This window comes from Vibrio misgurnus (genome assembly GCF_029635775.1).
Taxonomy (GTDB): domain Bacteria; phylum Pseudomonadota; class Gammaproteobacteria; order Enterobacterales; family Vibrionaceae; genus Vibrio; species Vibrio chanodichtyis.
Genome location: NZ_CP113242.1, coordinates 391,525 through 413,591 on the forward strand (window position 1 = coordinate 391,525; position 22,067 = coordinate 413,591).

Genomic DNA, 22,067 nt, shown 5'->3' on the forward strand with positions numbered 1-22,067 from the left:
TGAGCAAATTTGTGTCATATCCCAAAAACAATTTGAGATACGATAATGTGAACCCTGAAAAAAATAGCCGATTAAGATCGGCTATTTGGACTATGGACAATAATGTTTAAAAACGAGGGTAATTACCACCAAGCTTCGACTTGAATACCGAACACAAAGTCAGAATCACCTTTTTCGCCAAAATTAGATCCTTCATGATCGGTTAGGTAAGAGCCGTAGACACGCAGTTCAGGACGCGCCCAGAAGCTATCCCCCATAGCCCATGCTTGAGCAACAGTAAATTTGCTGTATTCGAAATCAGCACCAGAGGTATCTTCACCACTGTTGTAGCCAGCTTCAAATACGGTGCGCATAGTGTCGTTCCACTTGTACATAGGACGCACAACAACAGAGTATTGATCGATATCGGCTTTCGCAGAACCAATATCTGAACCTGATAAATAAGCTAATTGATGGCCCATTTCCCATGCTTCACCTAGATTAATCACACCCCAGTTTAACAAACGGAAACCAGTTGCATCATTGTTGTTAGTTGAACCACGACCATAGTAGCTACCCGCACCCCAGAAGTTAGCCATTTGTTCACCGTAACCTGCAGTACCATATTGGAAAATGGTTTGGTTAAAGCCATTGCTCAAACCTTGATGTAAAATTGCAGAACCCAGTACGCCATCATCAGCTACTTCAGTCTTGTTATCTTTCTCAGTAGCAAAGTTGTATGCCACCGCTAACTCAAGAGAAGCATTTTCCCACAGTCCGATATTGGCTAGACGCGCATCAAAAATATAACCAGAGGAGTCGTTATTATCACCATCTTGAACCAAAGCTACAGACAGTTTTTGATTACCCACAGATAGGTTTTCAATACCACCACCAGTACCTGAGGTGTTTAGGAAATAAAAGTCGGTAATATGGATATCTTTACGTTGATAGTAACGTTTACCCGCCCACAGTACTGCTTCTTTATCAGAAGCAAATAGGCCTTTCGCCTGCACGTTAAACTGTGCAACGTTAAAGTCACCATCTTCCCAACCATTTGCGCCATTATTACCTTGCGCAATCATCGATTCTACTTTCCATGTTTGATCGCCAGTTTTTAATTCCTCAGCAAAACCAAACTCATAGTAGTTGTCATTTTCATTCCCAAGACGACCAATACCATTCTTTTGGAAAGAGAGATCTGCATTACCATTACCGCTAATCCCAGTTCCAGCGCGGAAGTAGCCATTGAAATCAACAGCGAAAGCAGATCCAGCTACGAGCGTGGCAGCCACTGCGGCAGCAATTACACTTACTTTTTTCATAATTAACTCCATTTAGGGTTTTTATTTTGGATTCTTCTCTCTCTTTTCTCTTATGCCGCCTAAAGGCAGAAAATAGACAGCGTAAAAGAGAGGTAAGATGGGAACGAGTCCCCAGTTGTTTCAACTATGATGAGCTTACGTGGGGAGGGTAAAAGCGACTTCCTCCACCCCAATTTTATTTAGGGGGGAGGAGAAAGGAGGAGAAAAATGACCGCATGCCGTTTTTAAAGCTTAGATCACGTTATTTGGGGGGAGGAGGTTAGCCACTTTCGAAATAACCCAATACAAAACGTATTGGCGATCACTTTTTAGCGTTATATCACCCCACTCCATGAAATAAAATTACAGATAAATATTTGTGACCACGCGCTTGACCTGAGGCGGACAAAGCCTTTTACTTAAAACAATAGTGCGCAAATACAACGATTAAAAATGAAAAAACATCTGTCAACGCCGTATCCGTTAGGGGCAACCCTCGATAGCGAGGGTTGCAACTTCGCCATTTATACCCCGGCCAATAAAGATATTTTATTGGCACTGTTTTATGCGGATGGCAGTTATGAAACCCATCAACTTGAGCATCGATATGCCGGTATTAAACACACTTATATCGCAGGCATTCGCCCTGGCCAGAAGTACGGTTATTTAATCCAAGACGATGATCAATTGCATTACATCGCCGACCCTTATGCGCGCGCTTTAGACGGGATATTGGATTATGAGCCACCATTTGACAGCCACAAAAGTTTTGACCTACCGAAATGTGTGGTGACCAAGCCACAGTTTGATTGGCAAAATGTCGCCAAGCCACGCATTGCCCGTAATGAGATGGTGCTGTTTGAAACCCATGTGAAAGGGATAACGCAACTCAATCCGGATATTGACCGCATGCAGCAGGGTAAATATTTAGGTTTAGTCAGCCAACCGATGCTGGATTTTTATCGCCAGCAACATATCAATACGCTGCAACTGCTGCCGATTGCCGCTTGTATGCACGAACCCCATCTGCTCGAGAGTAATAAAGTCAATTACTGGGGCTATAACCCTTATCTGTTTATGGCTCCCGATCCGCGTTATGCCAATCAAGATGCGGTAACCGAATTAAAAACGACCATCCGGGAATTACATCGCCACGGTATTCAGGTGATTTTGGATGTCGTGTACAACCACACCGCCGAAGGTGGTGCTAATGGGCCAGTTTTTAACCTTAAAGCGCTCGATCCCAACTACTATCTACATCATGGTGATAACTACGCTAATTACACCGGGTGCGGTAACACGGTCGATCTCGCCAATCAAGCCGCGCTCAACTTAGTGATGGATAGCTTGCGCTGTTGGGTAACCGAATATCAGGTTGATGGTTTTCGGTTTGATTTAGCCGCCACGCTAGGTCGCCGAGGTGATGAATTCAGTAAAGAAGCAGCCTTTTTCAAAGCCCTAGCGCAAGATCCAGTACTGCGCGAAGTCAAACTGATTGCCGAGCCTTGGGATATTGGCCCCAATGGTTATCAAGTGGGTAATTTCCCCTTTGGTTGGAATGAAACCAATGACAAACTGCGCGATATTATGCGTAGCTTCTGGCGCGGTGATCAGGGCTTTTTAAAGGAGTTTGCCACTCGGCTAATGGGCTCTCGAGATCTCTATAGTGCTTCAAATTGGCCTTATAAACTGACGGTAAATTACATCACTTATCATGATGGTTTCACTTTGCAGGATTTAGTGTCGTATAAATACAAACATAACGAACAGAATGGCGAACAGAACCGCGATGGCCATGGAGATAACCGTTCGGATAATTATGGTTTTGAAGGGGAAACCGACAATCTCACCATTCGTGCCATTCGTGAGCGGCAAAAGCGTAACTTGATGGCCAGCTTACTGTTTGCGTTTGGCATTCCACACATTCTGATGGCGGATGTGCTTTCTCATACTCAACAAGGTAATAATAACGCCTATTGTCAGGACAACGATATCTGTTGGTTAAACTGGGAAAACAACGAAACCAAACAAGACTTTCGTGAATGGCTAGCCAATATGGTGGCGGCAAGACAAACCTACATGGTGCCTTTTATTCGTGCATTCAGTGGCGATAGCCGTAACAGCAATCGAATTGCCTGGCTGCGGGTCGATGGCAAAGCCATGGAAATGGACGATTGGAATCAACTCTCCTCGGTCGCGCTGCACATTGGTATTGGTAGTGATGGACCGGAAATGCTGTATTTAATTAATCAGACCAATGCGCCCGCGCGTTTTATGTTACCAAAAGATCGCCAGCAGCCGTGGCAATTGATTTGCGATACCAATATGCGTCATACCTCACATGGCCATGTTGAAGGCGAAATTTTACAACTTCCAGTATCAATGTCGATTTTGTACTGTCAACAAAAAGTAGGGGGAGCAAAAGAAGTAACTAAAAACACCCCAAAACCATAAATGTTACACAAACGTAAGCAAGTCACACCAAATATGATATATACTTTATAAAATAAAACCCAAAACAATACAGCGCTATGCAACAACAAGCACACAGGTGGAACTCGCTATGACTTTTTTCAAAAATTTAGCCATAGGCAAAAAAATAGCTATCACATTTAGTGTTATAGCTTTGATTAACCTAGCTTTTGGCGGTTATTTATATCGTTCACTAAATACAATTGAAAGTAACGTTTTCAACCTGACCGATGATAACTTACTATCGATGATGATAGCGAACAGTATAAAGTACAATATGTCATCGGTACGTAGAGCACAAATCAGCCTTCTATCATCAAGTAGCGACTCTGAGACTGCTGAAGATATAAATTGGATGACAGATCGCTATCAGCAAATTGTCCAAGATTTCGAACACTATGAACAAGGTATTTCTGCTAATAACGATCATGAACGACGTTTGTTTATTTCTGTTAAAAATTTATGGCAAGAATATTTGCGCCAACTAGGTGCATTTAACGATGATGTTTTACTCAAAGATATGGTTAAAGCACAGCAAGACTTACAACGTTCACTTCCTACTTTTGAAAGATTGGAAGTGGCGATTGATGAGTTACTTAAACTCAATGTGTCTTATGTGGATAATAATCGTAATCAATTAACTTTTTTGATTGATGAAATCAGCCAGTTTTCCGTAACTAGTATTATCGTCTTACTATGTATTATGGTCTTTTTGACTTGGTTACTAACCAGATTAATATGCAATCCATTGCGAGAGGTTGTAAAACAAGCTCATGCCATTGCTTCAGGAAATCTGAGTCATCATATAAATCGTTCAAATATTGGGCACGATGAATTAGGTGAGCTAGCTGATGCCTGTAGTCAAATGCAGAGTAATTTATCCCTAATAGTTGAAGAAATCATAACTAGCTCCACCCAGTTGGCCTATGCAGTCAATGAGGTTAGTGCTGTTTCTGAACAAACTTCACAAAGTATGCAACTTCAGCAAGAAGAAGTGATGCAAATTGCTACTGCTATGGCAGAAATGAAATCAACAGTTGAGGAAGTAGCACGTAACACAGAAGCAGCATCTAATGCCTCACGCGATAGCCACCAACATGCAAATGTAGGTTCGCAACAAATGCATGCCGTGAATAATTCAATTCAACAAGTCAATAGAGAAATTGATCATGCGGAACAACAAGTACTAGAACTCGAAAACCAAGCTCAACAAATCAATATGGTGGTGGATGTGATCAGCAATATTGCCGATCAAACTAACCTACTGGCGCTCAATGCTGCAATTGAAGCCGCACGAGCCGGTGAACAAGGGCGTGGCTTTGCAGTGGTCGCAGATGAAGTCCGTGCACTGGCAGGAAAAACCCAACAATCCACTGGAGATATAATTAACATCATTCAGAACTTGCAGCATTCTGCAGCTAAAGCACGTCAAGCTACCTCTAATAGCAGTCAATTAATTGATAGCTGTGTTGAACAAAGTGAGCATACCCAACAAGCGATTGATCTTATCCGCCAGCAAAGCAGCCAAATTGCTGATATGACAATCCAAATTGCCAGCGCTTGTAGCGAGCAAGACTCGGTTAGCGAAGAACTAAGTCGCAATATTGAACGCATAAATGAATCAGCCAAACAAGTAGCACACGGCTCATCTAGTGCTGCAAAATCTTGTGGTGAACTCAATAAATTAGCTAATCAACTACAAAATACCGTACAGCGCTTCCGCTTATCATAATGTGAATCAAGCATTGAGAATAACATTCGATAATGTCGACTTTCTCAATCAAGTAAAATAAACCAGAGTGGCGATTCATCATGAGTCGCCCTATTTTCTATTTTAAGCGCTGATATTCATCCGTGGGTGTTAGCTTGGCTAACCGTTAGAAATTGGCTCATCACTTGAACCATGAGCAAGCTCTGTCTACAATGGCGCACTTTTCTCGCTTCAGGTCACATACAATGAACGACACCACAGCCAAACCAGCGTTACCCGATCGCCTAGCCGGCAACTCACGTAGCCCATTTTTCATTAAAGAGTGTTTTGAGCACCAAATCGGCATTCGCTTTAACGGCCAAGAACGTCACGATGTTGAAGAGTACTGCATCAGTGAAGGCTGGATTAAAATTCCATCGCCAAAAGCCAAAGATCGCTACGGTAACCCAATGCTGATCCAACTTAAAGGTACGGTAGAAGCTTACTACGTGTAACTGTTTACTGAGTAAGCATTCACTCGCAGGCTAAGTCAGTACCATAGTCACGATCCGATACCAACCAGCCGTTTAACGCTATTTAAAGCCGTCAAACGGCTTTTTTGATCATGCCGGATTAGGTAGTCAGCAGCGCTTAAATTGATCCTATCACTACACGGTTTCCAGCCTCACTCACCACGCAGATTAACGCTTAACTTTGCTTTGAAACTGTTTCGCACTGTGCTTATTTTGCGTGCGACGATTGGCTTGTTTATCACGCGGCGCACGTTTGCTCTCTCCTGTTGCAGGCTGATCGGTCACTGGGAAACCCTCTAAATCCTGCACCACTAAATCGCGTTGGGTCAAACGGCGAATCGCATTGAGCGCATCCATTTCTCCATGGCACACTAACGAGAGCGCCATACCTTGCTGACCCGCTCTGGCAGTACGACCAATCCGGTGGACATAGGTTTCGGCGTGCATCGGTAACTCAAAGTTGATCACGACCGGAAGCTGCTCAATATCAATGCCGCGCGCCAGTAAATCCGTGGCAATTAATACTTGAGTTTGACCGTGTTTAAACTCCGTCAAGGCCATTTCACGTTGCGCTTGGCTTTTATCGCCATGCAGCGCACTCGCCACCAAACCCGCTTTATTGAGTTTTTTACTCAAATTATCCGCATTGTCTTTGGCACCAATAAACACCAACACTTGTGGCCATGCATGCTGTTTTAACAGCGCAATCAAGGCTTGGGTTTTGCTGCCTTTATTCACCAAATACAAGCTTTCTTGTATTGCCGGTTGATCTCTATTCTGGGGACGTGCCGCCACCAGAGTCGAGGTATCCATCAGTTGCTGCGCCTTCAGTTTCAGCGCTTCGGCAAAAGTCGCTGAACACATGACCGTTTGGCGCACACTGGCAGTTTGGCTTGCCAGCGCTTGCACTTGCGGCCAAAAGCCCATATCAAGCAGACGATCCGCTTCGTCTAACACCAGTGTGGTTACGCGCTGCAAACTCAATCCACTTTGGGTTAAATCGAGCAAACGTCCACTGGTGGCAACCAGAATATTCGGGATCGCCGTCAGCGCATTCTGTTGCTCGGTTTTATCTGCCCCACCACACAAACATAAGGTGTGCAGCCCCAATCGCTCACCAATCTGGGTAAAGACTTGGCTAACTTGCGTGGCTAATTCACGGGTGGGCACCAACACCAAAGCTTGCTGATCAGGGCTGTTTTTTAAACGCTCAAGCAGAGGCAGACCGTAAGCCAAGGTTTTACCACTGCCAGTATTGGCCTGGGCCAGCACATCTTTACCGGTTAGTATCGCTGGGATCACCAAGCTTTGAATGGTGGTGGGTTGAGTGATCTCTTGAGGCAGCGCCTTGATCAGATCAGCGCTTAATGCGAGGGAAGCAAATGACATGGATAACCTACTATGAATGATAGCCAGCGAACAAAACCAAAGGGGCGAGACTTTACCATGATAAGCCCAATCAACGCCAACCGGCATTGATATAAAAGCCAGCCCACGAATACCTGCTTGCAACTTCAAGTCGCTAAGGGATAACGCTATACTGCTGGCATTTACACGAAAAAATCACCGACTGGCGGACGCCATAATACGTGCTCTCCCTAGCGACCGCCCACTTCACCGCAAGGATTTTCTGATGTTTAAGTTATTTGAAGGTTTCACCGAGCCCTTCCCGACAGGTGAGCCACAACGTCCGCCAAATACATTGTGGGCATTTTGTCGCCATTATACTCGCGGTTTTGAAAAGCCTTTATTGGTGATGGCGCTGCTCAGTACCTCGATCGCGATTATTGAAGTCTCCCTGTTCGGTTTTATGGGACAACTGGTTGACTGGCTTTCGACTAGCCAACCAGACACCTTTTTAGCCGAAAATCAAACCACGTTAATTGGATTAGGTTTGCTGGTGCTGGTCGGTATGCCGCTGTTGATCGCGCTCTATTCGCTGCTGATCCATCAATCCCTGCTCGGTAACTATCCGATGTCGATCCGCTGGTTAGCGCACCGTTATCTGCTCAAACAGAGTGTGGCATTTTATCAAGATGAGTTTGCCGGACGCATATCGACTAAAGTAATGCAAACCGCGCTGGCCGTGCGGGAAACCGTGATGAAAAGCCTTGATGTATTTGTGTATGTGCTGGTCTACTTCACCGCGATTGTAGTGATTTTGGCACAAGCCGATTGGCGTTTAATGCTGCCGATGCTGCTGTGGCTGACCATCTATATCACGGTGCAATTGTACTATGTGCCAAAACTGAAACGAGTGGCCTCTGAGCAGGCCGATGCGCGCTCACTGATGAGTGGACGGATTGTCGATAGTTACACCAATATCATGACGGTTAAGCTCTTTTCCCATAGCCAACGGGAAACCCAATACGCCGAGCAAGGTATGCAAGATTTTCTCGGCACCGTTCATCGCCAAATGCGTTTGGTGACCAGCTTTAATATTTGGGTCGAAATGGCTAACTATCTGCTGGTGTTTAGTATTGCTGGGCTGTCGATTTACTTATGGACCACTAGCGCGATCAGCATCGGGGCGATTGCGGTTGCGGTGAGTTTATCACTGCGCATCAACGGTATGTCGAAGTGGATCATGTGGGAAGTGAGTGCGCTATTTGAAAATATCGGCACCGTGGTGGATGGCATGACCATGCTCAGCAAGCCGATCGCCGTGACCGACCAACCCGACGCCAAACCCTTGCAGGTTAAACAAGGCGCGATCACGTTCGATGACGTCAGTTTTCACTACGGCGAAAACAAAGGGGTGATCAACCATCTTAATCTCGCGATTAAACCGGGAGAAAAAGTCGGCTTAGTCGGCCGCTCCGGTGCGGGAAAATCAACCTTGGTTAATTTGTTGCTGCGTTTTCACGATGTCGAAAGTGGCACTATTTTGATTGATGGACAACCGATTGATCAGGTCACCCAAGAGTCGCTGCGCAGCAAAATTGGGCTGGTTACCCAAGATACTTCACTGCTGCACCGTTCGATCCGCGACAATATTTTGTATGGTAATCCCAACGCCACCGAGCAGCAGCTACTCAATGCCACTGCGCAAGCCCACGCGCATGAGTTTATTCTCGGTTTAACCGATCCACACGGCAACATCGGCTACGATGCGCAAGTTGGCGAACGCGGAGTCAAATTGTCGGGCGGACAACGGCAACGCGTGGCAATTTCGCGCGTGTTACTAAAAGATGCCCCCTTGCTCATCCTCGATGAAGCGACCTCGGCACTCGATTCAGAAGTCGAAGCGGCGATCCAAGAGAGTCTTAATGAGCTAATGCAAGGTAAAACCGTGATTGCCATTGCGCACCGTCTTTCCACCATCGCGGCAATGGATCGCCTGATCGTGCTTGATAAAGGCCAGATTGTAGAGCAAGGCTCACACCATGAATTGATTGCGCAAAACGGTATTTATGCTCATCTGTGGGCGCATCAAACGGGTGGCTTCATTGGTGATGATGAAATAGATGGCGACGAAATGGGTGACGATAAAGAAGCCGAGCCACTCATCGCGATCGACTGATCCCAATCTTGCCCAATCAATTGCGCCACAAGTCATGACTTGAGCTTTGCGATTGGGCCAGTTTTGCTTAAAATTCCGCTACTTTCGATAAATTAACCTCAACGCAATGCGCCTATAGCGATACGCGGCGGTTACCTGACCAAGAGAACACCATGAACAAAAGTTTGATCACCAATATTATTGCGCTGGCGGTAATGGGCGCAGGCCACTGGCTAGCTAACAGTTATCTATTTTATGCCGGCCTCTTTGCCTTCTCCGGCGCGATTACCAACTGGCTGGCCATCCATATGCTGTTTGAAAAAGTGCCTGGGCTGTACGGCTCTGGGGTGATCCCTGCCCGGTTTGAAGAGTTCAAACTGGCGATTAAGCAATTGATGATGGAGCAGTTTTTTACTGATACCAATATCGATCGCTTTTTGAATCAGGAGATGAATGGCGCAATCAGTCTCGATTTACAACCGGTGATCGCCAAAGTCGATTTCAACCCCACCTTTGATTCACTGATCGAAGTGATTGGCCAATCCTCATTTGGTGGCATGTTGGCGATGTTTGGTGGAGCGCAAGTGCTAGAACCACTCAAACAGCCGTTTGTTGAAAAAATGCAGCAAGCGATGCTTGAGATCAGCCAAAGTGAGGCGGTACGTGAGGCGTTAAAAGATCAGGTGCAGTCACCGAGTATGCTTGATGAAATCAAAACCAATATCGAAGCGATTATTGATCAGCGTTTAAATGAGCTGACTCCGCAACTGGTCAAACAAATCGTGCAAAATATGATTAAACAGCACCTTGGCTGGTTGGTGATTTGGGGTGGAGTATTTGGTGGCCTGATCGGCCTTATCTCGGCGGTTGTGGTGTAAACCGTAGCCGCTACCAGCCAACTTACAATCAGTCAATTCGCAATAGGCAGCTCTCATCATCGAGCTGCCGACAAGCCAAGTCTCACTGATATCCCCCCCTCATCGGGCGAGGGTTTATGGCAAAATGGCTAATTCACTCTTGTCACAGGCACTGGCTTTTCACTCATTCCGCCGCTTAGAATTTACCACGACGCCAGCAGGCCACTGAGCATCCACACTGCCAATAGCAAAAACACGCCGCCCATCACTTTGTGTTGATAAGTGCGAAAACGCTGATTATCGAGCAGTGAGCGCCCACATACCCCAACTAGACCAACCAACAGTAAGTTAAACAACAAGCCGCACAGATTGAGCATCAGCCCAAGCGCTAGCATTTGCTGTGCAGAGCTGGCAGCAATATTTGGCGACACAAACTGCGGCAAAAACAGCACAAAAAACAGTAATGCTTTCGGATTGAGTAAGTTGCTGACTAACGCACGCTGATAAAAGGTTTTCGCCACCCCATGCGCAGCGGCTAAATCAGGGGCTTGCTGCGCCTCAGCGCGCAAGCAATCCCACGCCATTTTAAGCAAATAGCCGCCACCCAATAAGTTTAATAACTTGAGCGCCCACGGATTCATGGCAATCAATGCTGCCACCCCTAAAGCGGCTAATCCGGTTAAAATCATCCCTGATGTGGCATTGCCTAAGCTGGCAAATAGCCCAACTCGGCGTCCGTAACTGATACTTGAGCTAGCAATCAGTAACATATCGGGGCCAGGGATCAGCAAAAGCGCCAGTACCGCAGTGAGATAGACAGGTAATACAGCAACATCAATCATGTTCAAAATCTTGTGGAAACAGCAAAGCGGCGGATTTTATCGAACAGATAGGCTGATTTCTAGTGATAAAATCATCCAATCCGTTTGCTTTGTAGCGAAAAATCGCCAACTCAGTTAGTCAGCGATCCACTCCACTTCCAACAATGTGCGTTCAGCACACTTAAGCCGCCCAACAAAACGATCGCCGGCCTGTACCACGCCCACCCCTTGCGGGGTACCGGTCATCACCACATCCCCATCATCTAAGGTCAAATAACTTTTCAGTTGCTGGAGTATCTCAAATGGAGAATAGAGCATCTGCTGTACATGGCCTTTTTGTACCCGTACGCAATTGATCAACAGCTCTAAATTCAGCTCGCTAATCTCCAATCCTGCCAGTGGTATAAATCGGCTCAACACCGCGGCACCATCAAACGCTTTAGCTCGCTCCCACGGCAGCCGTTGCTGTTTGAGGTAAGTTTGCAGCTCTCGCTTCGTTAAATCTAACCCGATCCCCACCCCAACATATTGCCCTTGCTCCACCACAAAACAGATCTCCGCTTCATAGTGCAAAGGCTCTTGATGAAAGGAGCGCAACTGAGTGGTCACCGCCGATGAGGGTTTATGAAACAGCACCATATGCTCAGGTAGGCGATTATCCAGTTCCTGAATATGCTCAACATAATTACGCCCGACACACAGTACTTTACCTACCGCTAAGCGTCGATCGGCAAATTGAATATGACTCATCTCTCTTCCTTGACCAGACACAAAGCGGCGATTCTAAACCAGTGCCAAAAAAAGTACCCCTAATTGCATCACACAATGATCGAAAATGCGCTATTCATTCGATTAATCAAGGCTATAGATAATTTTTTCACACAGCGATTTTAAGCTGAGCAATTCATCGCTGCTGAGATCAAATTTACACTGCATCTCGCTCGGAATCCTGCGTGCCTGTTGCTGTAAAGCCAAACCCTCTGGGGTGAGAAATAGCTCACGCACTCGCTCATCATGACGACCACGTCGCCGCTCAACTATGCCTTTTGCCGCCAGCCGTTTTAGCAATGGTGTCAACGTGCCGGAATCCAAATGCAGCTTGGCACCCAGATCTTTGACATTAATCCCATTTTGTTGCCACAGCACCAGCAAGACCAGATATTGTGAATAAGTAAGATCCAGCTCATCTAGCAGTGGCCGATAGGCACGGATCACCGCATTCGCCGCACTATAAAGCGCAAAACAGAGCTGATTCTCTAACAGTAATGGATCCACGGGGGCAGTTTGGCAGCCAGAAGTCGATGCTGACATACTCTCTCCTTAAAAATAAACGCCTTAAAAATAAATTGCGCACAATATACTTGCAAACCACAAAAGACTCGAGATAATATTGCCAGCAATTAGATTGCACACAACTAATATTAAGCAAACATCAACAACCCTATTGAACAATTGAGGAGATGGACTATGACAACCCTTTATCAAACTTCCGCGACCGCTTATGCAGGACGTAATGGTATGGTAAGCACCGATGATAAACTGCTCGAACTCAATCTCAGCTACCCAAAACAGATGGGCGGCAACGGCACAGCAACCAACCCTGAGCAATTATTTGCCGCCGGTTATGCGGCCTGTTTTTCTAACGCCGTGTTACACGTTGCACGGGAAAATAAAGTGAGCTTAAAACAAGCGCCAGTAACCGCAACCGTCGGTATCGGTCCCAATGGCCAAGGCGGCTTTGCCTTGAGTGTTGCACTCGCGGTACAGATCGCGGTTGAAGATCAACAAGCCAAACAGTTGGTGACACTCGCACATCAAGTATGCCCCTACTCAAATGCAGTGCGTGGCAATATTGATGTACAAATCAGCGTGAATGGAATGGCGTTATAACCGATTGCAACACGACTGGATAAACTGATCAGCACGGCGAAATAGCAACGGACTCCTCCCTCCAAGCTGTAGTAACGGAAGGAATCCGTCATATTTTGCCGTGCTAGCTTATCGTCACTCCTGATTTTCTGTCATCATTGTGTCATCAAAGCTCAACCAAAACGTCATGGAATAGCAACGCGTTTTTCATTTTTAGTCAGTACCTTAGCCACATCACAAGTCGAGCAGTAAAGCTCAATTAATATAAATAGGGTACAAAAAATGAAAAAAACAGCAATTGCAGTAGCGATTCTTTCAGCAGTGGTATCTGGTTCTAGTTTGGCAGCGACTGTCTACAGCAAAGATGGCACTGAACTTAAGGTTGGTGGCCGCGTTGAATTCCGTGGTGATTTTATCGGCGACGAGAAAGGCAAAGAAATTGATGGTACGATGGCTGATAAGACGCGTGCTCGACTCAATCTAGCAGGCACAACCGACATTGGTGAAAACCTTCAAGCATTTGCTTTCTATGAAGCAGAACAATCAACTGGCGCATCAACATTTACTAATCGCTATATGTATGGTGGTGTTAAATCAAACTTTGGCGCTTTCTCTGTTGGTAAACAAAACTCAGCGGCGGTAGTCATTTCAGACTTTACCGATATCACCAACTTCTCCGGTGTACAGCAAGTTATTAATGCAGCTAAAGATAAACGTGATAGTACTTTTGCTTACCGTGGCGATTTTGATGCACTAAAACTGCAAGCGACTTACACTGCATCATCAGATGAAAGCAAAGATCTTATGGGTATCAGTGCAGTATACGCACTACCAATGGGCTTGAATCTTGGTGTGGCTTACTCTACTGGTGAAAACGGTAAAGATGCAGGTGACCAATCTCAAATCCTCGCAGGTTTGGGTTACAAAGCTGACAATTTGTATCTTGCGGCAACTTATTCAACCGGTGATTACGACGACAAAGCAAAAAAAGAATTTACTGCTTATGAGTTAGTTGCTCAGTATAACATCACCAAACCATTATCTTTAGCGGTTCTGTATACCTTTAAGGAAGATGATACTAACGGTGCTACAACTGATGTAACTGATGGCATCGAACTGATGGCAAACTATCGTTTCAACAGCAACTTCCGTACCTATGTTTCGTATTATCTAAACCAACTAGATGAAGTAAAAACTGACGGTAAAACAACCGCAGGGGAAGATACTCTTCGTCTAGGTCTACGCTACGATTTCTAAGCCTAGAGCTAACCAACTAGTTATTGTCCAAATTTGGCCAAGCGAATGCTTGGCCTTTTTGCGTTATACCCTTCCTACTTGAAGCTGCAGCGGTGTTGGCAACGTTCGTTCACCCCAATCACATAGTTTGCCTATGCTCATGTGGACTCACTCACTTGCCGCCTACCTGCAACTCCAGGTTGTTTGGGTATATAAGCCACTTTGCACAATCCATCGCTTACTGCTGCCCATCGCTTGCGAATAGTCAGTGCCACCGTAAAAATACCGGCCGCATAAACAACAGCGCCCCGCGATTTATGCGGGGCGTTGAATGATTAGCTGAATACCGAATTAACGGCTGAGTTTGCGGCGGATACGTTGCAGCAAAGAGCGTTTTTTCGCTTTAGGTTTCACAAACTGATCCTGATCCATCGTTTGCTTGACCATCATTTGGCCTAGGTAAGCCAAACCGAATTCATTGTTCATCATTATGCCTCTTGTTGGTTGAGTGACATTTTTCGATCAATATAACAGCGAAAAATAGAAAAACAAGAGCCATATCACATTATTTTGTAGTTTTATTACGACTTTTTATTACAGGCTAGTCCGTTTGGGTTGCTGGTAGGTTTTACCAGCGGCTTGGTAAACTTGCTTAGCTTTGATATCAAATCCGCTCTCAAAGAACCAAGCGACAAATTTCACCACATCATCCCCTTCATTCATAATGTGCTCGACGTACTCTTGCTCAACACCTTGCTCATCAATTTCAGTGGTGACATGGTAAATGCGTTGTTCACCCTCCACTTCCGCGACAGCAAACTGGCCAGACAATGACTGCGCCACTTCGGCAATGGTCTGATCTTCACTATTTTTTAGCAGCTCTAGAGCCTGTGGCAAACTCGCTTGCTGACATAAAAGTTTGACTAAGGCTTCAAATTGACTGTGTTGCATGTGCTTCCCCGTAGAAATGTGCTGACTGATGATAATCGGCCGCGATTATACACCTAAACCACTGAGCGTTGCAGGTCAACGCTCTCGATTATCCCACGGCTAATTAATCTCAGCAGCGGATCGATATTTTGAAAATTCAGATAGGCATTTTAAAAATAAAGTGGCAGTAGATAACAAAAAAATAACCAAGCCCAGATAGGGGCTTGGTTATAGGGTAGGATTATACAACATAGCTATAGTGCAGGTCGTTTAGCTAACGCGCCGCAAGCAGGCTATCTTGATTGGCGAGCAGTTGATCCAGTTCTCTACGTTTGGCGATAAACTGCGCCATCTCTTTCTTCGGAACTGAACTGGCCATGGGGACATTGGCTTTCATCGCATTAACTGGGCGACCGCGTACAATTAACTCATAATGCAGATGCGGCCCAGTGACTCGCCCAGTATTGCCTGACAAACCGATCCGCTGACCACGTGAAACTTTCTGGCCTTTCTTGACCAAAATTTTGCTCAAGTGTAAATAGCGGGTCATATAAGTGCCGCCATGCTGCACCACCACATAGTTACCCGCATAAGGATGGTTGCGTGTCATCACGACCACACCGTCACCAGAAGAGTATACATTGGTGCCAATCGGCATCGCAAAATCGGTACCGTTGTGCGGAGCAACCCGCTTGGTTACCGGATGGCGGCGCTTAGGATCAAAGTTTGAAGAAATTCGCCATTTACTATCAACAGGGTAACGCTGAAAAGCGCGCTGTAAACTGTCACCATTTTTATCGTAATATTGACCATCTTGATGCAAATACGCCGTGATTTCGTTGCCTCGATTAAAAATCTTAATCGCTTGGATCTCAGAATTACCGGTCAGTTTGTCACCCACCATCTGGCGAGATAATACCACTTCAAAGCGATCGCCACGGCGCAGATCACGTCCGAGATTGATCTTGTCTTTCAGTAGGGTCACAATCTGCTCGACATCTGCGGCGCCTAATCCAGCACGATTAGCAGACAGCGAAAAACTACCATTCACTTCACCGATCAACGGCTCTACTTTCCAAGTACCTGGAATTTTACGATCTTCAAATTCGTAGCTACCGTCAGCTAAACGGGTGTACACCGCGCGATCAACTAGACTAAATTCCAACTCCATTTTCGATAAGGTATTGCCACTGCCTTTCCAAAAACGCAGCACGTTACCTGGTCTTATCGTATCCAGAGCAAGATAGTCGAGATCAGTCTCCATAATTTTCATCAACTCGGAATAAGCAAAGCCAAGCTGACTAAAAATCATACTTAAATTATCACCGGGTTTGACTGCGTATTCATAATCCGGATGAGCAACCTTGACCACTGCAGTAACAGGCTCGGTAACGGGAAACGCAACGCTGGGCGATTCAGGGAGTGACAAAGCAATCGTCTGCTGACGCGTGGGGCTATTGAGCGAAGAGGATAACGCAGCCACAGCCAAAAGCGGCAAACCTAGCAATGTCGCTTTCTTGCCCATGGAAAGCTCAGAAAGCCGCAAAACAATAGATTTATGTATCACTAATGTACCTGTGGAAAAAAACAAAATTCCGCTAAGGGTAAGGGTTTCAGGTCAATTTGTCACCTGTGCTTTGGTCAATTAGGCGCAAAAAAGGCACGCTTGTGCCTTTCAAAAAGACCATATTTTGTGTGGTGGCAATAAGTTAGTTATTGGTGAATTTTTTCGGTTTCAGCTAGAAATACTTTCATTCACCGTAACCACTAATAACCGATTTAATGCGCATTAGACTAAGCGTAAGTGGTAAACACGCCGTTTTCTTGCCCAAAACCATTAGCCACATAGTTTTCAACTTCAGGATCGTTGATCCACTGCTGATTATCGAGCAGATAGCGAAACTCAAATTGGCTATTTTTCGGTAAGCGCGCTTTAAATTTAAATGTGCTCGATTTGACGGCTTTTTTCATCGGCACTGGTTGCCAATCTAAAAAATCGGCTACGATTGCCACTTCACAGATCGCCTGTGGTGCAGCATATTCAAACGTGACTTCCACTTCGTCCTTAGTTTTTAAAAACTTCTTGTTAATCATCTCAAACTCCCTCTATGAACAAAAAACCACCAACTGAAGCATAATAGGTAATTTATTCTCCATACTCAACTGTCCTCTTATGCCAAGTGGTCAGCACAGCCTTACTCAGTCGCAGTTATTTTTCCACATGAAATTCTGATTATTGAGGATGCTACGGCTTAATCCAGTGATCATATGATGAGCAGCTCAATTTAATTGAATGAAATCCAACATTAAATTATCACTTGCTCCATCTATATTTGCGTTTTAACTCTGCAAAAATAGCCCCTTTACAGCCTATAGAATGAGCGTAAAATCCCCGCCGTTTTCATTTCCCTATTTTTATTAAGGTGATCAAATATGTTTGCCATCTATGAATCCTATCAAGCCGGCCAATTACAGCCCAAGCGGTGGCTCAACAATATTATTGCAGGATTAATAGTCGGGGTAGTGGCACTCCCATTAGCCATGGCATTTGCGATCGCTTCAGGGGTAAAACCAGAGCAAGGTATTTATACTGCGATTATCGCTGGGATTATTGTTTCGCTGTTCGGTGGCTCACGGGTACAAATCGCCGGCCCCACTGGTGCGTTTATTGTCATTCTGGCCGCAATTGTCGCTGAGCATGGCGTGAGCGGATTACAAATTGCCACCATTATGGCCGGAATTATTTTAGTCATTTTGGGATTAGCACGGTTAGGCAGCATCATTCGTTATATTCCAGCCCCAGTGATTGTCGGCTTCACTTCTGGTATTGGAGTGATTATTTGGGTTGGCCAATGGCGAGATTTCTTTGGACTTCCGCAAATTGAGGGTGAGCACTTTCATCAAAAGCTGCTGGCAATCTTTCACGCCTTACCCCAGTTTCATCTCACCACCACATTATTAGCGCTATTATCACTGGCACTGGTGATTTTTGGTCCTAAGATCCCCAAACTGGCTAAAGTACCAGGCCCACTGCTGGCTTTAATCGTAGTGACATTACTGCAATATATTATCGGGTTTGAAGGAGTGCGCACCATTGGCTCGGCTTTTGGTGGTATTCCACAAGGTTTACCACAATTTGCGCTCCCCGATCTCAGCCTGAGCCAAATGATCCCCTTGATTGGCCCCGCCTTTGCGATTGCGATGCTTGGAGCGATTGAATCGTTACTCTCTGCGGTGGTCGCCGATGGTATGGCTGGTACCAAACACAATTCAAACCAAGAGCTAGTTGGCCAAGGCATTGCCAATATTGTCGCGCCCTTATTCGGCGGTATTGCGGCTACCGGCGCGATTGCGCGGACCGCAACCAATATCCGTAACGGTGGAACCAGCCCAATCGCAGGGATAATGCATGCGCTGACCTTAGTCATTATCCTGTTGGTGTTAGCACCTTTAGCGGTCAATATTCCACTGGCCACCTTAAGTGCCATTTTATTTGTCGTGGCTTGGAATATGAGTGAAGCTCACCATTTTGTGCAACTGGCGAAACGAGCTCCGCGGGCCGATGTGGCGATTTTGCTGTTAACTTTCGGTTTAACCGTGTTTGCCGATTTGGTGGTGGCGGTCAATATCGGGGTGATCATCGCCATGCTGCATTTTGTCAAACGCATGGCAGCCAGCGTTGAAGTTAAAGCCAGCAGCTCGCAAGAGATGAGTTACGAACTGGCCGAGCAAGGTAAAACTACCCTGCCACGTGAATTAGCCGTTTACGCGTTAGAAGGACCATTTTTCTTTGCCGCTGCCGAAACCTTTGAGCGGGTGATGAGCAGTATTCAAGAGACGCCGCACATTCTGATCTTACGCTTGAAATGGGTACCCTTTATGGATATTACTGGTATTCAAATGCTCGAAGAGATCATCCAAAGCTTCCATAAGCGCGGAATTAAGGTACTGATTTCAGGCGCGAATCACCGCGTAGCGCATAAGTTAACCAAAGCGGGGATCATCACGTTAGTCGGTGAACACAATGTCTATCCCGAATTTGCCCGCGCACTGAGCGCGGCAATCAGCGAAATTGATACCCAAGCGGCGGCCACCCAGCAAACTGTCAATTAAGCCCGCTTGATGCAAGCTAAGTTGATCACTGCCCGTTGATAACCGATCGGCAGCGAACCAAAGATCACCAAGCCCTCTAAACTCGGAGGGCTTTTTAATTGTCAGGATTGGAAAAACCATCGTAATGCCAGTGGTGATCTTCACCAGTCAGTAACACCTTCACCATCAAGATTAACCATTAATAGACAAAACTCTGTTCAAGATAAAAACATCAGCCATTTAATTTGAATGCATACCCAAAATAAATGAATAGTATTGCGCATGTAGTCGAAAATAGATATTCTTGCCGCCACTGATTAAATACGGACATTCAGTGAATGTTTATGCCAGGGTGTGGCAACTTTCAACAGCACAGTGCGTCGTGATGACGCAGCATTGATAGAGACAACACATGCAAGATAATGCGCAAACCTTAAAGCCACCAGTTAATCCAAATTCTGCCCATCTGTGGGTATTCCTGATCCCTTCGCTGATCGGGCTTTTTTTGTTTATGGCCCCCATTCGTTATGATGGTTCGTTAACCATTCCGGTTGCGGTATTAGCGAAGTCGATGCAAGCGCTATTAGATGATTCTTTGGTGACCATCGTCACCACTATCATTGCCTTTATGGCGATCGCTTCTGTGCTCAGTAAGTTGTTTCAACCACGCTGGATTATGCAACGCCCATTCTTAAACAGTTTGTTTAACCCACCTTGGCTTTGGTTAGCGGTGCGGGTAATCGGTGGCGCAGCGGTGATCATGACCTTCTTCCAAATCGGTCCACAAGCGATTTGGGAAGAAAATACTGGCGGTTTAGTGCTAGAAGGTTTGCTGCCAACTCTATTTTCGGTGTTTATTTTTGCAGGGCTACTGCTGCCTTTGCTGCTCAACTTCGGCTTATTGGAACTACTCGGTAGCCTACTGAGCAAAGTGATGCGTCCTATCTTTAACCTCCCAGGTCGTAGCGCGATTGACTGTATGGCTTCTTGGCTGGGTGACGGTAGTGTCGGGATTCTACTCACCAGCAAGCAGTATGAGGGTAAGTTTTATACCCAGCGTGAAGCTGCCGTCGTCGGCACAACTTTTTCGGCGGTTTCCATCACATTCAGTTTAGTGGTGATTGCACAAGTTGAGCTGGAGCATCTGTTTTTACCCTTTTATGGTGCGGTGTGTTTAGCTGGTTTTGTCGCGGCAATCGTGATCCCTCGCCTCCCGCCTTTGGCATGGAAAAAAGATGTTTATATCGATGGCACTCAGCCACATCCTGATGCAGGCGCCATCCCTACTGGCCATAGTGCGTTTTCTTGGGGCTTAGAGCTGGCACTGGCCAAAGCAGCTAAAGTACGCTCAGTGAAAGTGGTGCTGGCGGAAGGCGTGCGTAATGCAGTAGATATGGTGTTTGGCGTACTACCTGTCGTGATGGGGCTTGGTACGATTGCACTGGTGATTGCAGAATACACTTCGCTATTTTCAATTCTTGGTCAACCGTTTATCCCATTTTTAGAGCTGCTCGGCATCCCAGAAGCCGCCGCCGCGTCAAAAACCATTGTGGTTGGTTTCGCCGATATGTTTATCCCTGCGATTTTAGCCGCCTCAATCGATAATGAGATAACCCGTTTTGTGATTGCGGCAATGTCGGTCACTCAGCTTATCTACATGTCGGAAGTGGGGGCATTGCTGCTTGGCAGCCGTATTCCAGTCAATATTTTCGAACTGTTTGTGATTTTCATTTTGCGTACCTTGATCACTTTACCTGTGATTGCCGCCGTCGCTCATCTGCTGTTCTAGTCGCTAGATCACTCTTTAATCCGCGCCATTACGATGGCGCTTTTTTTATGCCAAGATTGAGAGGGTCGCTCACTTAACCGGCCAATAAACTCAGCGAGTGAGGTTGTGTTGGTAGTGGTCAGCGCAAATGGCTCATCGTAAGCTTGGTTTATGGTTGGATGAAAAGCGGCCATAAAAAAGCCCCTCATTGAGGGGCAAAATTTACCATCGCTTATAGTTATAATTCACCAGTATTGATTAGCCAAAGTCACCGTTAACGTAACCACGCGTGCGATCATCACGTGGATTACTGAAGATAACTTGGGTTTCATCGTGTTCAACCAACTCACCCATTAAGAAGAAAGCGGTACGATCTGAGATACGGCGCGCTTGCTGCATTGAGTGGGTCACGATCACGATGGTGTAATTCTTTTTCAGATCTTCCATCAACTCTTCAATTTTATGGGTCGCGATTGGATCGAGTGCCGAAGTCGGCTCATCCATCAAAATCACATCCGGCTCCATCGCAATGGTACGCGCAATACATAAACGCTGTTGCTGACCACCAGAGAGGCCAAATGCGTGAGATTTCAGGCGATCTTTCACTTCATCCCACAACGCCGCGCTACGCAGTGAACGCTCAACCACTTGATCAAGATATTTTTTATCTTTGATGCCTTGCGCACGCAGGCCATACGCGACGTTTTCATAAATACTCATCGGGAATGGGTTCGGCTTTTGGAATACCATACCAACGCGAATGCGCAAATCAGAGACATCGATATTGCCATACACATCTTGGCCATCCATGGTCAGTTTGCCGGTAATTTTCACCCCTTCAATCAAGTCATTCATGCGGTTCAAGCAGCGCAGTAAGGTTGATTTACCACAACCCGAAGGGCCAATCAGCGCCGTCACTTGACGAGTTGGGATCGGCAGGTTGATCGACTTCAGCGCTTGGTTTTCACCGTAGAACAGATCAAGGTTTTCAATATTAAATTTGGTCGTTTTCAT

Annotated in this window: 20 protein-coding genes; 9 read left to right on the top strand and 11 right to left on the bottom strand. The window is 45.9% G+C overall.

Annotated elements, in window-relative coordinates; genetic code table 11:
* Window positions 1-122: 122 nt before the first annotated feature.
* Complete coding sequence (lamB, locus tag OOK74_RS13565; RefSeq protein ID WP_278183295.1) at window positions 123-1,304, bottom strand: maltoporin LamB; 1,182 nt, start codon at window positions 1,302-1,304, stop codon at window positions 123-125.
* Between the two features lie 432 nt (window positions 1,305-1,736).
* Here lamB and glgX point away from each other — a divergent pair, with 432 nt between their 5' ends.
* The 3 genes from glgX to OOK74_RS13580 all read left to right on the top strand — a co-directional run bounded on the left by glgX (window position 1,737) and on the right by OOK74_RS13580 (window position 5,960).
* Complete coding sequence (gene glgX, locus OOK74_RS13570; protein ID WP_278183296.1) at window positions 1,737-3,737, top strand: glycogen debranching protein GlgX; 2,001 nt, start codon at window positions 1,737-1,739, stop codon at window positions 3,735-3,737.
* A gap of 109 nt (window positions 3,738-3,846) precedes the next feature.
* The gene (locus tag OOK74_RS13575; protein ID WP_278183297.1) at window positions 3,847-5,487 is read left to right on the top strand and encodes a methyl-accepting chemotaxis protein; all 1,641 of its coding nucleotides are present in this window, start codon (window positions 3,847-3,849) and stop codon (window positions 5,485-5,487) included.
* 224 nt (window positions 5,488-5,711) lie between these two features.
* The gene (locus OOK74_RS13580; RefSeq protein ID WP_274721614.1) at window positions 5,712-5,960 is read left to right on the top strand and encodes a DUF3297 family protein; all 249 of its coding nucleotides are present in this window, start codon (window positions 5,712-5,714) and stop codon (window positions 5,958-5,960) included.
* A gap of 186 nt (window positions 5,961-6,146) precedes the next feature.
* On the opposite strand, the gene OOK74_RS13585 is transcribed toward OOK74_RS13580, so the two are convergent.
* Complete coding sequence (locus OOK74_RS13585; protein WP_278183298.1) at window positions 6,147-7,367, bottom strand: DEAD/DEAH box helicase; 1,221 nt, start codon at window positions 7,365-7,367, stop codon at window positions 6,147-6,149.
* A gap of 244 nt (window positions 7,368-7,611) precedes the next feature.
* Here OOK74_RS13585 and OOK74_RS13590 point away from each other — a divergent pair, with 244 nt between their 5' ends.
* Window positions 7,612-9,501 carry an ABC transporter ATP-binding protein gene (locus OOK74_RS13590; RefSeq protein WP_274721616.1) on the top strand — a complete coding sequence of 630 codons (1,890 nt, stop codon included), beginning with the start codon at window positions 7,612-7,614 and terminating at the stop codon, window positions 9,499-9,501.
* A gap of 152 nt (window positions 9,502-9,653) precedes the next feature.
* Window positions 9,654-10,358 carry a DUF445 family protein gene (locus tag OOK74_RS13595; RefSeq protein ID WP_278183299.1) on the top strand — a complete coding sequence of 235 codons (705 nt, stop codon included), beginning with the start codon at window positions 9,654-9,656 and terminating at the stop codon, window positions 10,356-10,358.
* Window positions 10,359-10,540: 182 nt separating this feature from the next.
* On the opposite strand, the gene OOK74_RS13600 is transcribed toward OOK74_RS13595, so the two are convergent.
* From OOK74_RS13600 to ohrR, 3 genes are all read right to left on the bottom strand, one after another.
* Window positions 10,541-11,179 (bottom strand): LysE family translocator, encoded by a 639-nt coding sequence (locus OOK74_RS13600; protein ID WP_274721618.1) that lies wholly within the window; start codon window positions 11,177-11,179, stop codon window positions 10,541-10,543.
* Between the two features lie 114 nt (window positions 11,180-11,293).
* Window positions 11,294-11,908, bottom strand: coding sequence for a fumarylacetoacetate hydrolase family protein (locus OOK74_RS13605; RefSeq protein WP_278183300.1), 615 nt, complete (start codon window positions 11,906-11,908; stop codon window positions 11,294-11,296).
* 102 nt (window positions 11,909-12,010) lie between these two features.
* Window positions 12,011-12,469: a transcriptional regulator OhrR gene (ohrR, locus tag OOK74_RS13610; protein WP_278183301.1), complete on the bottom strand. Its 459-nt coding sequence runs from the start codon at window positions 12,467-12,469 to the stop codon at window positions 12,011-12,013.
* A 156-nt stretch (window positions 12,470-12,625) separates the two neighbouring features.
* Here ohrR and ohr point away from each other — a divergent pair, with 156 nt between their 5' ends.
* Window positions 12,626-13,048 carry an organic hydroperoxide reductase Ohr gene (ohr, locus tag OOK74_RS13615; RefSeq protein WP_274721621.1) on the top strand — a complete coding sequence of 141 codons (423 nt, stop codon included), beginning with the start codon at window positions 12,626-12,628 and terminating at the stop codon, window positions 13,046-13,048.
* 261 nt (window positions 13,049-13,309) lie between these two features.
* Complete coding sequence (locus tag OOK74_RS13620; protein ID WP_278183302.1) at window positions 13,310-14,284, top strand: porin; 975 nt, start codon at window positions 13,310-13,312, stop codon at window positions 14,282-14,284.
* Between the two features lie 330 nt (window positions 14,285-14,614).
* Here OOK74_RS13620 and OOK74_RS13625 read toward each other — a convergent pair whose 3' ends face one another.
* From OOK74_RS13625 to OOK74_RS13640, 4 genes are all read right to left on the bottom strand, one after another.
* Window positions 14,615-14,752, bottom strand: coding sequence for a hypothetical protein (locus tag OOK74_RS13625; RefSeq protein ID WP_274721828.1), 138 nt, complete (start codon window positions 14,750-14,752; stop codon window positions 14,615-14,617).
* 105 nt (window positions 14,753-14,857) lie between these two features.
* On the bottom strand, window positions 14,858-15,214 hold the full coding sequence (locus OOK74_RS13630) for a hypothetical protein (RefSeq protein WP_274721623.1): 357 nt from the start codon (window positions 15,212-15,214) through the stop codon (window positions 14,858-14,860).
* A 253-nt stretch (window positions 15,215-15,467) separates the two neighbouring features.
* Complete coding sequence (gene shyA, locus OOK74_RS13635; RefSeq protein ID WP_274721624.1) at window positions 15,468-16,718, bottom strand: peptidoglycan DD-endopeptidase ShyA; 1,251 nt, start codon at window positions 16,716-16,718, stop codon at window positions 15,468-15,470.
* 269 nt (window positions 16,719-16,987) lie between these two features.
* Entirely contained in the window at window positions 16,988-17,287 is a 300-nt protein-coding gene (locus OOK74_RS13640) for an isoamylase early set domain-containing protein (RefSeq protein ID WP_166015169.1), read from the bottom strand.
* 339 nt (window positions 17,288-17,626) lie between these two features.
* Here OOK74_RS13640 and OOK74_RS13645 point away from each other — a divergent pair, with 339 nt between their 5' ends.
* Both OOK74_RS13645 and OOK74_RS13650 read left to right on the top strand, forming a co-directional pair.
* Window positions 17,627-19,306, top strand: coding sequence for a SulP family inorganic anion transporter (locus OOK74_RS13645; RefSeq protein ID WP_278183303.1), 1,680 nt, complete (start codon window positions 17,627-17,629; stop codon window positions 19,304-19,306).
* Window positions 19,307-19,697: 391 nt separating this feature from the next.
* On the top strand, window positions 19,698-21,074 hold the full coding sequence (locus tag OOK74_RS13650) for a YjiH family protein (protein ID WP_278183304.1): 1,377 nt from the start codon (window positions 19,698-19,700) through the stop codon (window positions 21,072-21,074).
* An 8-nt stretch (window positions 21,075-21,082) separates the two neighbouring features.
* On the opposite strand, the gene OOK74_RS13655 is transcribed toward OOK74_RS13650, so the two are convergent.
* Together OOK74_RS13655 and pstB are read right to left on the bottom strand one after the other, a co-directional pair.
* Window positions 21,083-21,247: a hypothetical protein gene (locus OOK74_RS13655; protein WP_278183305.1), complete on the bottom strand. Its 165-nt coding sequence runs from the start codon at window positions 21,245-21,247 to the stop codon at window positions 21,083-21,085.
* Window positions 21,248-21,311: 64 nt separating this feature from the next.
* The gene (pstB, locus tag OOK74_RS13660) at window positions 21,312-22,067 is read right to left on the bottom strand and encodes a phosphate ABC transporter ATP-binding protein PstB (protein ID WP_240911952.1); all 756 of its coding nucleotides are present in this window, start codon (window positions 22,065-22,067) and stop codon (window positions 21,312-21,314) included.